Here is a 12,905-nt window from a genome sequence, read left to right on the forward strand (position 1 = left end):
GTTCCAATCGCTATAGCAGAAAATCAATATATTAATAGAAAGCTTGATGCATCAAGGCCGATGTTATCAGGCTTTTTTGCTTGAGATCGTCAACTAATCGAACAAAAAGAATTCGCGAATATATTAACGCGAAAGGTTGTTATTAGCCTTACATTTAGTTAGTATATAAGTACTGAAAGGGAGGATACTATGAAAAACCTCATTGCATTTAATCGATGTTGGCACTGTGTGACTGATCAGGGTATCCCCCTGATGTGTCCGGGCAAGTGACGACACGCGACAGTTTAGTCCGCGGTCATGTGCAAAGCTTCTTTTAAGGTGGAGTCGTTACTATCATGAGATAGGAGGTGAATCTTGACAAAATCGCCACTCAAGATCGGTATTTTAAACGTCATGCATGATAAGGCCGATACCAAAACTCGGCTGCAACACGTCTTGACCCGCACTGAGATTCCGGTTGAATTGCATTTTTATTACCCCATGACCCATTACGCAGGACGTGATGTGCCGGAGGCGGTCAGTTCGATTTTAGATCCACTGGATATTCACGAAGCGGCGACAATGGATGGGTTCATCATCACGGGTTCGCCGATTGAAACCCTAGAGTTCGATCAAGTACACTATATTGCCGAGGTGCGGACGCTTTTGAAAACGCTGGGGCAGCATGTACCGAATCAACTCTATCTTTGCTGGGGCGGCATGGTAGCACTGAATTATTTTTTTGGTGTCAGTAAGCTCATTCTTCCTCACAAACTGTTTGGGGTTTACCCGCAAACGATTCTGGAACCGCATCCGCTTCTGCAAGGCTTAAAAGATGGATTCAAGGCACCACATGCGCGTTATGCCGAGATGGATGTCCGCGATATTCGCAATGACCCACGATTAACGATCAACGCGACAACGACAAAAGGCAAATTGTTCATGGTGACGGAACCGACCGGCACCCAAACCTTTGTCTTTTCGCATATCGAGTACGATCGGTGGGGACTGGATGCGGAATATCACCGCGAAATCGCCGCACACCCCGAGATCGACTACGCGCGCGCTAAACACTATTATCATCACAAAAACGATTATGATCATCCGAAGTTTAATTGGAAGAAAACACAGCGAACGATTTTTGACAATTGGATTCGGCATGTTGCCGACCATCGTAACGAAGATCGTTCAATTCCGACACGATAACGTGTGAGCTGTCTTAACCGCGGCGGTTCACGCTCACGAATATGGAGGCTTTAATATGGTGACAGCAGCAGATAATATTACAGGTTTGATTGGCAACACCCCGTTACTCAAGTTAAATCGCGTTGTACCTGAAGGCGCAGCTGATGTTTATGTAAAGCTTGAATTCTTCAATCCCGGTGGTTCCGTGAAGGATCGGATCGCGCTGGCAATGATTGAAGATGCTGAATACAAAGGCGTTTTAAAGCCCGGTGGCACGATTGTCGAACCGACTTCCGGTAACACAGGTATTGGCCTTGCTCTGGTTGCGGCAGCGAAGGGTTATCATCTGATCATCACGATGCCAGAAACCATGAGTGTCGAGCGCCGGGCGTTGATGCGCGGCTATGGAGCTGAATTGATTTTGACCCCGGGTGCGGACGGCATGCCGGGCGCGATCAAAAAGGCCGAGGTACTTAGCAAAGAAAATGGCTACTTCCTGCCGATGCAATTTCAGAATCCCGCCAACCCAGATGTAAACGAACGCACCACCGGCCAGGAAATCATCCGCTCATTTGACGGCGGCACGCCGGACGCGTTTGTTGCAGGCGTTGGGACAGGCGGCACGTTAACCGGTGTCGGCCGTGCTTTGCGGAAAATCAATCCAAACGTCCAGATTTACGCTTTGGAAGCAGCCGAGTCACCAATGCTCAAAGAAGGCCATGGCGGCAAGCACAAAATCCAAGGCATTTCAGCCGGCTTCATTCCAGATGTCTTGGAGACGAACCTCTATCAAGACATCGTCGAAGTGACAAGCGATCAGGCCATCGACATGGCGCGCCACGTCAGCCATGAAGAAGGCTTCCTGCCAGGCATTTCAGCGGGTGCCAACATTTTCGGCGCCATTGAAATTGCCAAGAAACTCGGCAAAGGCAAGAGCGTCGCAACCGTTGCACCAGATAACGGCGAGCGGTATCTGTCGACAGATTTGTTTAAGTTTGATGATTAAGGTCAATGAATGCCGTGCCTAGCTAAACGATGCGTGGGTAGTGGCATTGTGAGTTCCCATTCTTTGACACTTAGAAGGGGTCAAAAAAGTTCAATCCTTTGATGTTAAAGGAATTGGGCGTTTTTTGTTTTGGGATGATTTATCGTAAACTTTTTGGGTTTTGGGACTAGCTTCGAAGTCAGTCATCACGCCACTGCGTTAAAAGCGCTATAATAAAACTTGTAAGTCTCCATGGTGCAATGGATAGCATAATGGTCCTCGAAACCACAGATCCGGGTTCGAATCCCGGTGGAGGCATTATTTAGCTTTCTTTAGGTTATTTTAGTTTTTTAAAAAGCTTATGTATCAGCATTTACAGCAATTTAGGTTTCTTTAGAGTTCCTTTGTTTTTATTTTTCGGGGGACAAAAAGGGGACAAACACAATCACAGCTGATCCATGAATAACACGGCCTTATGTGCTTCTTGTTTTCTCTGTGAGTCTAACAAATGACCATAGACTTTCATCGTAATAGTCACGTCTGAATGACCCAACCGCTTTGAAATATAATAGATGTCGACACCTTTGCTGATCAAGTAGCTGACGTGGCTATGACGCAACCCGTGAAAAGTGATCTGCTTGTTCTCGGGAATTTCAGCTTTGTTCTGAATGACGTGCAGGGCTTTGTTACATGCGCTGTCTGTAATCACGTTGTGACGTGGATCACGCATAATCATCTGGTCTTCGTCACGATATCCAGTACGAAGATAAGATGCTGCTTGTTCCTGATGGATCTTATTAAGAAGCTCAATGACGCTGGGCGATATCTCAATGTCGCGAACTGAAGAATCAGTTTTAGTTGGTTTGAATCCTGTTCCATACAAATGATCCCAAGAACGCGTAACATGAATGACGCCGAGCTTAGTATCGATGTCAGGCCAAGTTAAAGCCAACACTTCAGATATTCGCATGCCAGTCATCGAGCCAATATAAACAGCAAGCGCCCCGATATTGCGGTACGAAGCCCGTTCAATAGCAATTGCTTTAACCTTAGCGAAATCGTGGCTGTCTAGCACCTTTACTTTCCCACTAGAGCGCACGCCTGATGTCTTCGTTCCAAAGGTGAAATCAGAAAATAGAATGCGTTCATTGATTGCCGCTTTTACCATCCCACGAACATAGCTGTTCATCTTGGTAACGACATCTTTCGAACGCTCACGTGGCCGCTTTCGTGTGGTTTTCTCCTTGCGATCTTTGCCGGCAGCAAAATCGTTAATAAATTTCTGCCATTCGATAGGTCGAATAGAATTAAGCTTTCGCCCATCAAATCGGCTCTTTAGGTGCTTTCTAAAAAGCTTGTAACGGTATACAGTGTTGATTGACTTGCCATTGGTTCGGTATGTTTCAGCCCATTGATCCCAATAATCAAGTAACAGAACGTCTTGTTTTGATGGATCGCCACCACGTTTGAGGTCATCTTCAACAGCTTCTGCAGCATCTTGAGCAGATGATTTAAGACGATATCCACCGTGTGAAGCGACCAACTGCTTACCGGCGGAGTCCGTATACTTAACCCGGTATTCCCAATACTTGCCGCGTTTCCTAAATGTTGCCATGCAATCTTCCTCCTTTTCTGATAAAATTGAGTATACAAAGAGCCTTGTCGCTCCGAGTAATTGTTTGGCGTCTACCCGTTCACTTTAGCCAGTGGGGTAGGCGCTTTTTATTTTGTATTCATCCCCACTCTCCGGCTTGCACGGGGACGCCGCTTGCGTGGGGAATAATATATGCTAAGCAGCCGCCTTATTGCGAGGGTGCTGTAAGAACAGGAATACAATTGCAATAATCAACAAAACAATAGCTGGAAATGCCATTGCAGCGGTCAAACCAAAGCAAAGCGAACCAATTACGCCCAAAACACCACCCACTAACGAAATGTTGTGTTTATAGCTTTGCCATAAAGCAAGAGCATTTAACACAACGCCAATCCAAGCAACAGCATAGAAGAATGTGGCAGCACCACCAGTTGCATTGGTCTTGTTTGCAGCATCGCTAAATGCGGTTGAAAAGATGACGAACCAAGACGAGGCGAAGATAACACATGCAAAAATGTTATAAATGCCAGTCCAAATATTGATCTTGAGCTTCTTCATAATGAATCCCTCCAAAAAAATTCAGCTTTTAACGTCGATCAGGGTTTGGACGTAAGATTATTTGAATGCGTATGATCCGACAACTTTACCAATCACATCAATATTGTCGGTTTCGTCCGCGTAGAAGTCTGGGTAGATACGTTCGCCCGTTTTTTCGTCCACATCATCATTCAATGAACGAAGACACAAACGGTTCTCTTCAAAAATAAGCTTCTTAATAAATGTCATACCATTAATATCAACTACCGCGATCATTCCGTTCGTAACGTCTTGCGTTTTCTGAACAAATACGAGCTCACCATCATCATAGGTAGGGTGCATACTGTCGCCGACAACCTTAAAACAGTAATCGTAGTGAGCTGGAATAGCGCTGTCCGGAATCTTAACTGTATCCATTGGTTCATCGCGATCATCATTAAAGGCACCATAGCCAGCGGCCACAATGCCATCAACCTCAACATTAAAAGCGGGTTCATCGAGATTACGTTCTACATGCGCCTCATCTAAGCTGACAACGTTGTCGCGGTTCTGCTGCTCATTGAGCTGCTTTTCAGCGTACGTGTAGACTTTTTGCTGACGTTCAGGGTGGAGTTGAACCACCGTGTCATGAATCTTATCCACAACGGTGTCAGCTTTCAGACCCATTAAAACTTCTGGTTTAATATTGAGGGCATTCGCTACCTTTGCAACTACTTCAATTGGAACCTTTTCGATGTCTCCTTTTTCATATCGAAAAACCGTTGATCTAGAGACACCAATTTTGGCGGCAAGAGAATCTGCGCTAATGCCTTTTTGTTTACGAATAGTTTTCATTCGTTCTCCAACGTTCATATGTGGCACCTCCTGTATGGCTACAATTATAAACCGACGTCGCAAATTTGCAACAACAAAAGTCGCATATTTGCGATTTTTATATTGACATTTGCTTATAAGCGATTTATGCTTAGTTCATCAAGTCGCAGGAATGCGACAGAAAGGAGAATCATATATGGTTAATGTGAATTTGGATCGTTTAAAGGGACTTATGACAGAACGACACGTCACTCAAGATTCTCTAGCTTTAGCATTAGGGATCGCAAGAAGCACATTATTTCGGAAAATGCAGCGGGGTGGAAAAGACTTCACGGCACAAGAAATATTCAAAATGATGCAATTCATCCCTCTTAGCGATCAGGAAGCAATTGATATTTTTTTAAAGAAAAAAGTCGCAATAACGCGACCTAAGGGGATGACGGTATGAACGAACTACAACTATTTCAGTTCGAAGATAACCAAATTCGGACTGTCAGCTCCAACGGCATTATCTGGTTTTCAGCACCGGATGTTACGAATGCGCTGAAACTAACAAACACAACGGTAGCGTTGAAATCATTAGACGGCGATGAGGTGACTAAGTTTAACTTAGGGGGCTTATCAGGCGAGACCAATTTCATCAGCGAACCGGGGCTATACAAACTGATTGGTGCTAGTCGAAAACCAGCGGCCAAACGTTTTAACCGTTGGGTAACACATGAAGTTCTCCCATCAATCCGCAAGCATGGTGCCTACATGACGCCTGAAACGATTGAGAAGGCCATCTATAATCCAGACTTCATTATCAATCTGGCAACACAGCTAAAGGACGAACAAGCGAAAACAGCGGCACTTACGGCTGATAACGAAACAATGAAGCCTAAAGCGTTGTTTGCAGACGCGGTAGCCACAAGTCACACGACTATCTTAGTTGGTGATCTTGCAAAAGTGCTCAAACAGAACGGCGTTGACATTGGTGCCAAGCGGTTGTTCGCCTGGCTGCGTGAGCAAGGCTATCTGATCAAACGGATTGGTGCCGACTATAACTCGCCGACACAACGCGCGATGGAGCTAGGCTTGTTCGAGGTCAAGGAAACGGCGATCAGTCACTCGGACGGCCATGTAACAGTTCAGAAGACCCCAAAGGTGACCGGAAAAGGCCAGCAGTATTTTATCAACAAGTTTCTGCAAAAGGGGATGACGGTATGAACGAAGAAAACAAAAAGCCCCGCACTGATATGGGTAGCACGGGGGTAACTCTTTACACTTGGCGCACTAGTTATCCATTTCCCCCAGCAGTAAAACCGGGAGACCTGGTGACAATCGTTATTGAGGACGAAGAATTAACCCACACTGTAGGAACCTTTGCTTTCGTCTCCTAAAGGAAGAGTGCTCCATACGGTAAGAACGTTGGACGCTCTTTCAACGAGGACCTCTTCTTTACCATCAACAATAAGATTACGAATCATAAAGAATTCATTTCCATCTTTGAATGAGTAGGCACTTTTAATTGCTACATCTTTCGAAGAAAACACCGCGCCAATATTGCCACTGGTAGGAGCAAATACTTTTTTGTATGGCAAGTCCATTTATATCACCTCCTTCCATCACCAGATAAATTGATTATCTGCCAAGGAGAGGCCAAAAGAAAGAAGGACATGCAAGTGAATGGCGAAGACTTGGGCCGTACTTTCGCAGTCATCGCTATATTTCTTGCAATGCTGTCTCTGCTATTACAGCAGTTTGTTTTATGACAAAGGTTTTCTTTAGATATTATCTGTCAGTGCTAAGAACTAGCTACATCCCAGTTATCAATAGAAAGGAGGAAATGCCATGCCACTGTTGCAGGTTGTTGAAGATGATCAGATTTCAAGCAAAAAGTATTTAGCGGTCGATGAAGAAGAACTGGAAAAGATGATCAAGGAGAACCAAGAGTTAAAACGCAAGCTAGCAGCACGAGGCATGTGGACGCTCACCACCGCAACAAGCTATGTCGAAGGACATAACAACACGTGGGTAGTTAACAATATCTTGAACGTCCCACGCTTCCACAAGTTCTTACAAGATACCGTGGTTTCATATCCACCGCCTGGCAAAAAGGGATATCTGTTTCATCCGAAACCATGGCTCGAGTTCTTAGACAAATGGTTCCCAGAGATTTCAAGGTCACTTAGAGAGAAGGACAAATAATGATTGGCTATTTACTAATTGCTGGTGGCTTCGGCGTGATCATTGGTCACTGCTTAGGTCACAGCGGAAATTGGAGGCAGTGGATTGAATGAAGCAGAACGAACCATTGGTGATTTGCTGAAAGAACATAACAAATTGACGTTAGACATTATGCGCGGCAACCACACACCAATTGCAAAGATGCTACTTGCCGAGAACGAGAAGCTACGTGCACGACTAGCGATGTTAAGGGGATGACATGATGACCAATGAGGAATACGAACGAATTCTAGCCGAAGCGAACCGCCAGATCGCGGCATATCGCAAGGTTGCCACTGACTATGGGCCCGACAATACTGATTTCCACCAAACGTATGCGATGGGTCAAGAAGATGGGGCACACGCAATCCTATTCATTATCAAACAAGCCATGAAAAAAGCCGCTGGCCCGCACGCCAACGACTGATAGAAAGGAAAATATTATATGTCAGTATTATACGACTTAACAGACAAATTGACCAGTTTGCAACGACTGGCAGAAAGTGGCAACGCTGATCCACAAGCGATTGCTGACACGATGGAAATGGTTGATGGTGACTTTGAAGACAAGGCAGTCGGCTATGTCAAGGTTTACAGATCAATTGAAGCAGACGTCAAAGAAATCGACGCTGAAATCAGGCGTTTGCAAGAACGAAAGACAAGTGCCAAGAAAAACGCTGCGACAATCAAATCACGATTGGCGCAAGCGATGGTTGAAACTGGTCGTGAACACATTCATACACCACTGTTCAGCATTTACACACGCAGAACAATGAGCGTGGAAGCACCAGAAGACCCGAATAAGTTGCCACCAGAGTTCATTAAGACAACGTTGATGGTCAACAAAGCTGACTTGAAGAAAGCACTACAAGCTGGCCGCGAGGTACCAAACGCGCGACTGGTTGAGAACATCGGACTGGGGGTGCGGTAGATGCAGCCAATTAAACATGCATCTGCAATTGATCGAACAAAGAACTGGCGAGTTTTGATTTATGGAAAGCCTGGCGTCGGTAAGACGTCAGCTATCCGCAATCTTGATGGCAAAACACTCGTGCTAGATCTGGATGACAGTTCAAAAGTGCTATCCGGTGCACCGAACATCGATGTGCAACCATTTGACCGAAGCAAACCAAGCGAAGAATGGAAAGAGTTCCTGAAAAATCTGGCTGAGCGTGTTTCCGGATATGACAATCTGGTGATCGACAACGTATCAGCGTTCGAAAAAGACTGGTTTGTCGAGATGGGCAGGCACAGTAAAAACGGCATTGGCAACGAGCTTCAGGATTACTCAAGATGGACAAATTACTTTGCCCGTATCATGACCATGATCTTCATGGACGCACCAGTTAACGTGCTAGTAACCGCTTGGGAGAACACACGAGATGTTACGAGCGAAACTGGACAATCGTTCAGCCAGTATGCACCAGCAATTCGTGACAGCGTGCGTGACGGGCTATTAGGCCTGACAGACGTTGTAGGGCGCGTGGTAGTTAATCCCAAGACTGATGGCCGTGGCGTCATTCTTGAGGGAACTGATGCAATTTTTGCTAAAAACAGATTAGACAATCGGAAGCTAGTACCAATTAACGAGCTATTCAAGTTTGGAAATCAAGAAAAATCAGTAAAACAGGAGGACTAAAACATGGCTATCACAATGGACTACTCACAAGCAGCAGAAGGAAATGGCGACATTCAAGATGGTGTATATGAATGCGTTATTAACCGATTTGGATTTGACAACTACAAAGATCGCGAGTTTATCAAGTTTGATCTAATTGTACGCAATGACGTTCCACAGAAATATCAGAACAAGCATATCTTCGATAATTTTTATCCAAAGAAAGACACCGGAGAGTATGCAATGGGATACCTATTCATGATTGGCAAAAATGCTGGCATTCCAGACCATAAGGCGTGGTCTGATCTCGCGGCGATGCTTGCAGATTTCACGGGCCATGCTGTTAAAGTTACCGTCAAAAATGAAGAATACAACGGTAAGACCTATCCGCATATCAAAAAGTGGGAGCCAACAGCTTTTCCGCAGATTCAGCATCGTTGGAAAGATAGCAAAGATGAATCTTCTTCAAATTCTAATCCGTCTTTCGGCACACCGGCACAAACAAGCCAAACCAACACATCCGATCCATTTGCCAATAGCGGTCAGCCAATCGATGTTAGCGATGATGATCTTCCATTCTGATTTGAGGTGATCACATGGCAGACGGAGGCTGGATAAAAGTATACCGAAAAATACGCCAGTCCTTCGTATGGACTGACGCGAATCAGCTAAAGCTTTGGCTGCTGATTTTGATGAAAGCAAATCATGCTCCTAGCAAGTTCTTATTCAACGGTCAAGAAGTATCCGTGACAAGCGGAGAACTGGTGACGGGAGCCCACGCACTGGCGTTTGAGATGAATGATGGTGTGCGACGTGACAATCAAGTGTCATGGCGTCAGGTGTGGAGATGGGTTAAGAAATTTGAAAACAGTGGAATGCTGACAATCAAATCAAACACTAAATATAGCGTCATATCAATATCTAAGTGGTGTGACTATCAGGACAATGACAATCAAGTGTCAATCAAACGTCAATCAATTGTCAATCAAGTGTCAACAAACAAGAAGGAAGAGAAGGAGAAGAAGGAAAAGAAAGAAGATAGTCAGCATTCCCGCAAGCGGGAATATGCTGACGGTTCTCCAGAAATGATTGAGGCGGTTTACCTTTGGGAAAAGATCAAAGGCAACAACCCAGAGCACCGAAAACCAAACTTACAGTCTTGGGCTGATGACATTAGAAAGATGCACGAGTTGGATCATCGACCATTCGATAAGATTCATAAAATGATTGACTGGTGTCAGTTCGATTCATTCTGGCAAACAAACATTCTAAGCGCATCAAAGCTGAGATCGAAGTACGACACCATGGCAGCTCAAGCAAATCGCAAGTTTTCATCTGGCAGACGGATAGAGCACACGGAAACAAAGGAGAACTGGGGATATGGAGTCGACTAAAGGACTATTCACACATGCGGACGTGCAAAGAATCATTGAGAAGCGTGGAATTGACGTTAATACGCTGCCAACTCAGGCCGAGATCGAACACCGCTTCTACGAACGCTCTATGGCCGCATTGAACCGTAAAAAGGCACGTGCCATTTATCGCTACTCAGTCTTCCCCGGAAACGTTCCGGCTAAGTTTACGTTCGAAAAATGGCAGCCTGAAATGCAGACGGATTTGCAGAAATCAAGAAATCTGGGAAATCGGGCATACAAGTTGGCAAAACAAATGCAAAAAACGCCCGAAAACGTGATTTTATTTGGCCCTCGGGGAGCAGGAAAGACATCACTTGCTTTGGCGATGCTGACGAGTCTACGAGATGAAGGCCAGTCAGGGCTGTTTATTTCAACAGCAGAGCTGAGTAACCTGATGGGATTGCAATACGATGCACCAGACGTTCGCCTGCGTTTAGTAGGCATTGAGCGGGCAATGAAAGAGGCTGGCGTGCTGTTGTTGGACGACTTCGGCACAGAAGGCGGTATGAAACTCGACATCAAGCCGGTTAGACGCGACATGCAAGAGCTGATATATCGCGTTGCAAATGCCCGCCTTGATTTTGAGAGCAACAGGCCTCGTCTATCAACAATCATCACAACGAACAACGAGATGAGCGAGCTTGAGCACATGTACAACAGCAAACTAATCAGCCGAATTATTCCAAAATCAAAAGACTGCACATTTAATTTTGAGAAGTTAACGGACGTAAGGGGGAAGAGACTGTGACAGCTGAAGAAATGACGAATAGATATTTGCAACGCTTGGATAACCGTTTGAGGGCCTATGAAATGGCCTTGAATCAAACGATAGCGGACATTGAGAGCGATTATGATCAAGGCTGCCTAGGAGTTACCGAAGCACAGTGGCAAGACATTATCGTGCTTGTTGGGGGCATTGTACAGGCCAATACACGCATGATTCATGAAGCGTCAAAAAACGTTCGTGCTGACGGTGAAGTTTCCGGAAGCCTGCTTAATTTGCTTGAGCTGGCTAAGCACTTCGCAACACTGGACTTCTCAGAAGCACCATTAATTAAGCAGGAGGCAAAAGCATGACACAAGTAACAGTGCGTTTATACAAGCAGGGAGACAAAGTGTGGCGCGACTTCAAGGCTGAATTACTTAAGCGCTATGAAAATTCAGCAATGCTAGACATCTCAAAAAGCGAAGCATTCTCAAAAATAGAGAAGCAAGAGTTCAACGGCCGGATTGTTGTATCAAAGAAAGCAATTGTCGAGAAACGTGCGGTTTCCGGAATTGATGATAGCGACATTTTGAAGACCTCAGTCAACAACGGCCTTAAAAAGATTTCAAAAAAGCGAAAAGAAGCCCGTGCCAAATACGCGCACGGTATTGCAGAAGCAGCCTCACAGTGTGACACGCTGATTGACGTTGCGAAGCGGATCGGGAAGTCAACAACGTTCGTGAAGCGAGTTGCAAGCGAGTTTGAAATCAAGCTGCCCCGCCGCAACAACGGACATGAAGAGATTGTGATCCGATAGCTATTTAGCGAGGAATAATACAAGAAACTACAGGAGGAATCTTCAAATGCAAATAATTAAGCCAAAAATGATGGTCGGTGATCTGGTTGAGATGGTTGACGGCAAGCAACGTCAATACTATCTGAAGGACGTGAAGCCAGCGTGATAAGGCTAACGATACCTGGTAACCCAGTCCCACAAGGACGGCCGAGGTTCACGCGAATGGGTCATGCTTACGACCCGACGAAATCAAGAAACTACAAGCAGCACGTTAAGAGCGTGGCGTCAGAGCTAAATATTGAGCCTCTAAGTGGCCCAATAAGGGTGGCAATGGAAATATACCGTCCGCTCCAAAAGTCTGGCAGTAAGGCCTTAATAAGGCGAAAAAAAGAAGGCAAAGTTAGGCCAACAGTTAAGCCGGATGTAGACAACTACTACAAGTCTGTATCGGATGCGCTTACCGGCATTTTGTGGGAAGACGACAACCAAATAGTCGAAATCCATGTTGGCAAATGGTACAGCGACCATCCGCGTATTGAGATTGAAGTAGAAGAGATCGATTAAGGAGAAAAAATCATGAATAAAAAATTGACATTTACAGTAACTGTTTTAGCAGGACTTATGTTTGGAGCCGGTGCAACCGCCATTGCCGACAATGTTTGGCAAGGTCACCAGAACATCGTTGAGACCAAAAATAATATCGACAAGCTGACAGCGAAGATCAACGATTCACAATCTAGCTTGTCCGATTTGCAACATCAGTTGTCTGACGCGCAGGCACAGTATGCGGCCTTAAAACGGCAATACGACAACGGCATGGCAAGCAAGGACGCCCAGATTCAGCAAAAGATCGTTGAAGGCCAGCAAGCAGTCGCCCAGAAACAGGCCGAGGTCGATGCAAAGCAGCAGACCATCAATGACCTTACATCTAAGTTAGAAGCCGCCAAGCAGGCAAACAATGGATTATCACAGGCAATCAAAGACGCACAGAGCATTAAGGACTATTCAGATCAGGCTGTGAAGTCAGTCAGTTCGAAATGAGTCATAGAGGCTGCTATTTGGCTGTGAG

Annotated in this window: 20 protein-coding genes and 1 tRNA gene; 17 read left to right on the top strand and 4 right to left on the bottom strand. The window is 45.3% G+C overall.

Annotated features, from left to right (window positions below; translation table 11 throughout):
- The first annotated feature begins 354 nt into the window (after positions 1 to 354).
- The 3 genes from LBCZ_RS01675 (at position 355) to LBCZ_RS01685 (ending at position 2,467) form a co-directional block, all read left to right on the top strand.
- The gene (locus tag LBCZ_RS01675; RefSeq protein ID WP_039639618.1) at positions 355 to 1,185 is read left to right on the top strand and encodes a homoserine O-succinyltransferase; all 831 of its coding nucleotides are present in this window, start codon (positions 355 to 357) and stop codon (positions 1,183 to 1,185) included.
- Between the two features lie 55 nt (positions 1,186 to 1,240).
- Complete coding sequence (gene cysK, locus LBCZ_RS01680) at positions 1,241 to 2,170, top strand: cysteine synthase A (protein ID WP_025013515.1); 930 nt, start codon at positions 1,241 to 1,243, stop codon at positions 2,168 to 2,170.
- A 225-nt stretch (positions 2,171 to 2,395) separates the two neighbouring features.
- Positions 2,396 to 2,467, top strand: a tRNA-Arg gene (locus LBCZ_RS01685).
- A 127-nt stretch (positions 2,468 to 2,594) separates the two neighbouring features.
- Here LBCZ_RS01685 and LBCZ_RS01690 read toward each other — a convergent pair.
- From LBCZ_RS01690 to LBCZ_RS01700, 3 genes are all read right to left on the bottom strand, one after another.
- Entirely contained in the window at positions 2,595 to 3,764 is a 1,170-nt protein-coding gene (locus LBCZ_RS01690; protein ID WP_015975063.1) for a site-specific integrase, read from the bottom strand.
- 174 nt (positions 3,765 to 3,938) lie between these two features.
- Positions 3,939 to 4,301: a hypothetical protein gene (locus LBCZ_RS01695; protein ID WP_025013516.1), complete on the bottom strand. Its 363-nt coding sequence runs from the start codon at positions 4,299 to 4,301 to the stop codon at positions 3,939 to 3,941.
- Positions 4,302 to 4,358: 57 nt separating this feature from the next.
- A complete protein-coding gene (locus LBCZ_RS01700; RefSeq protein WP_015975065.1) occupies positions 4,359 to 5,132 on the bottom strand; it encodes an XRE family transcriptional regulator in 774 nt (257 codons plus the stop codon).
- A 157-nt stretch (positions 5,133 to 5,289) separates the two neighbouring features.
- Between LBCZ_RS01700 and LBCZ_RS01705 the strand changes: the two genes are divergently transcribed.
- On the top strand, positions 5,290 to 5,541 hold the full coding sequence (locus LBCZ_RS01705; protein ID WP_016366000.1) for a helix-turn-helix domain-containing protein: 252 nt from the start codon (positions 5,290 to 5,292) through the stop codon (positions 5,539 to 5,541).
- Positions 5,538 to 6,302, top strand: a complete 765-nt coding sequence (locus LBCZ_RS01710) for a phage repressor protein/antirepressor Ant (RefSeq protein WP_015975066.1) — start codon at positions 5,538 to 5,540, stop codon at positions 6,300 to 6,302. The genes LBCZ_RS01705 and LBCZ_RS01710 overlap by 4 nt, the downstream gene beginning before the upstream one ends.
- A gap of 134 nt (positions 6,303 to 6,436) precedes the next feature.
- On the opposite strand, the gene LBCZ_RS01715 is transcribed toward LBCZ_RS01710, so the two are convergent.
- The gene (locus LBCZ_RS01715; protein ID WP_032959348.1) at positions 6,437 to 6,682 is read right to left on the bottom strand and encodes a hypothetical protein; all 246 of its coding nucleotides are present in this window, start codon (positions 6,680 to 6,682) and stop codon (positions 6,437 to 6,439) included.
- Positions 6,683 to 6,926: 244 nt separating this feature from the next.
- On the opposite strand from LBCZ_RS01715, the gene LBCZ_RS01720 reads away from it, so the two are divergent.
- From LBCZ_RS01720 to LBCZ_RS01770, 12 genes are all read left to right on the top strand, one after another.
- A complete protein-coding gene (locus LBCZ_RS01720; RefSeq protein WP_015975068.1) occupies positions 6,927 to 7,283 on the top strand; it encodes a DUF771 domain-containing protein in 357 nt (118 codons plus the stop codon).
- A gap of 84 nt (positions 7,284 to 7,367) precedes the next feature.
- A complete protein-coding gene (locus LBCZ_RS16010; protein ID WP_164476268.1) occupies positions 7,368 to 7,520 on the top strand; it encodes a hypothetical protein in 153 nt (50 codons plus the stop codon).
- 4 nt (positions 7,521 to 7,524) lie between these two features.
- The gene (locus LBCZ_RS01725) at positions 7,525 to 7,728 is read left to right on the top strand and encodes a hypothetical protein (RefSeq protein WP_015975069.1); all 204 of its coding nucleotides are present in this window, start codon (positions 7,525 to 7,527) and stop codon (positions 7,726 to 7,728) included.
- An 18-nt stretch (positions 7,729 to 7,746) separates the two neighbouring features.
- Complete coding sequence (locus LBCZ_RS01730) at positions 7,747 to 8,232, top strand: siphovirus Gp157 family protein (protein WP_015975070.1); 486 nt, start codon at positions 7,747 to 7,749, stop codon at positions 8,230 to 8,232.
- Positions 8,233 to 8,940 (top strand): AAA family ATPase, encoded by a 708-nt coding sequence (locus LBCZ_RS01735; RefSeq protein WP_015975071.1) that lies wholly within the window; start codon positions 8,233 to 8,235, stop codon positions 8,938 to 8,940.
- 3 nt (positions 8,941 to 8,943) lie between these two features.
- Positions 8,944 to 9,501, top strand: coding sequence for a DUF669 domain-containing protein (locus tag LBCZ_RS01740; protein WP_015975072.1), 558 nt, complete (start codon positions 8,944 to 8,946; stop codon positions 9,499 to 9,501).
- A 14-nt stretch (positions 9,502 to 9,515) separates the two neighbouring features.
- Complete coding sequence (locus LBCZ_RS01745) at positions 9,516 to 10,313, top strand: hypothetical protein (RefSeq protein ID WP_015975073.1); 798 nt, start codon at positions 9,516 to 9,518, stop codon at positions 10,311 to 10,313.
- Positions 10,300 to 11,082 carry an ATP-binding protein gene (locus LBCZ_RS01750; RefSeq protein ID WP_015975074.1) on the top strand — a complete coding sequence of 261 codons (783 nt, stop codon included), beginning with the start codon at positions 10,300 to 10,302 and terminating at the stop codon, positions 11,080 to 11,082. Before LBCZ_RS01745 ends, LBCZ_RS01750 begins: the two co-directional genes overlap by 14 nt.
- Positions 11,079 to 11,411 (top strand): hypothetical protein, encoded by a 333-nt coding sequence (locus tag LBCZ_RS01755; protein WP_025013903.1) that lies wholly within the window; start codon positions 11,079 to 11,081, stop codon positions 11,409 to 11,411. Before LBCZ_RS01750 ends, LBCZ_RS01755 begins: the two co-directional genes overlap by 4 nt.
- Positions 11,408 to 11,857, top strand: a complete 450-nt coding sequence (locus tag LBCZ_RS01760) for a hypothetical protein (RefSeq protein ID WP_025013904.1) — start codon at positions 11,408 to 11,410, stop codon at positions 11,855 to 11,857. Before LBCZ_RS01755 ends, LBCZ_RS01760 begins: the two co-directional genes overlap by 4 nt.
- A gap of 141 nt (positions 11,858 to 11,998) precedes the next feature.
- Positions 11,999 to 12,400: a RusA family crossover junction endodeoxyribonuclease gene (locus tag LBCZ_RS01765; protein ID WP_039639614.1), complete on the top strand. Its 402-nt coding sequence runs from the start codon at positions 11,999 to 12,001 to the stop codon at positions 12,398 to 12,400.
- A 12-nt stretch (positions 12,401 to 12,412) separates the two neighbouring features.
- Positions 12,413 to 12,877, top strand: a complete 465-nt coding sequence (locus LBCZ_RS01770; RefSeq protein WP_025013905.1) for a hypothetical protein — start codon at positions 12,413 to 12,415, stop codon at positions 12,875 to 12,877.
- The last annotated feature ends 28 nt before the right edge of the window (positions 12,878 to 12,905 follow it).

This window comes from Lacticaseibacillus casei DSM 20011 = JCM 1134 = ATCC 393, assembly GCF_000829055.1.
Taxonomy (GTDB): domain Bacteria; phylum Bacillota; class Bacilli; order Lactobacillales; family Lactobacillaceae; genus Lacticaseibacillus; species Lacticaseibacillus casei.

Excerpts from the sequence above, each read along its gene's own strand:
- cysK (WP_025013515.1), top strand. The coding sequence starts at position 1,241 with ATGGTGACAGCAGCAGATAATATTACAGGTTTGATTGGCAACACCCCG.
- LBCZ_RS01690 (WP_015975063.1), bottom strand. The coding sequence starts at position 3,764 with ATGGCAACATTTAGGAAACGCGGCAAGTATTGGGAATACCGGGTTAAG.
- LBCZ_RS01695 (WP_025013516.1), bottom strand. The coding sequence starts at position 4,301 with ATGAAGAAGCTCAAGATCAATATTTGGACTGGCATTTATAACATTTTT.
- LBCZ_RS01700 (WP_015975065.1), bottom strand. The coding sequence starts at position 5,132 with ATGAACGTTGGAGAACGAATGAAAACTATTCGTAAACAAAAAGGCATT.
- LBCZ_RS01705 (WP_016366000.1), top strand. The coding sequence starts at position 5,290 with ATGGTTAATGTGAATTTGGATCGTTTAAAGGGACTTATGACAGAACGA.
- LBCZ_RS01710 (WP_015975066.1), top strand. The coding sequence starts at position 5,538 with ATGAACGAACTACAACTATTTCAGTTCGAAGATAACCAAATTCGGACT.
- LBCZ_RS01715 (WP_032959348.1), bottom strand. The coding sequence starts at position 6,682 with ATGGACTTGCCATACAAAAAAGTATTTGCTCCTACCAGTGGCAATATT.
- LBCZ_RS01720 (WP_015975068.1), top strand. The coding sequence starts at position 6,927 with ATGCCACTGTTGCAGGTTGTTGAAGATGATCAGATTTCAAGCAAAAAG.
- LBCZ_RS01725 (WP_015975069.1), top strand. The coding sequence starts at position 7,525 with ATGACCAATGAGGAATACGAACGAATTCTAGCCGAAGCGAACCGCCAG.
- LBCZ_RS01730 (WP_015975070.1), top strand. The coding sequence starts at position 7,747 with ATGTCAGTATTATACGACTTAACAGACAAATTGACCAGTTTGCAACGA.
- LBCZ_RS01735 (WP_015975071.1), top strand. The coding sequence starts at position 8,233 with ATGCAGCCAATTAAACATGCATCTGCAATTGATCGAACAAAGAACTGG.
- LBCZ_RS01740 (WP_015975072.1), top strand. The coding sequence starts at position 8,944 with ATGGCTATCACAATGGACTACTCACAAGCAGCAGAAGGAAATGGCGAC.
- LBCZ_RS01745 (WP_015975073.1), top strand. The coding sequence starts at position 9,516 with ATGGCAGACGGAGGCTGGATAAAAGTATACCGAAAAATACGCCAGTCC.
- LBCZ_RS01750 (WP_015975074.1), top strand. The coding sequence starts at position 10,300 with ATGGAGTCGACTAAAGGACTATTCACACATGCGGACGTGCAAAGAATC.
- LBCZ_RS01760 (WP_025013904.1), top strand. The coding sequence starts at position 11,408 with ATGACACAAGTAACAGTGCGTTTATACAAGCAGGGAGACAAAGTGTGG.
- LBCZ_RS01770 (WP_025013905.1), top strand. The coding sequence starts at position 12,413 with ATGAATAAAAAATTGACATTTACAGTAACTGTTTTAGCAGGACTTATG.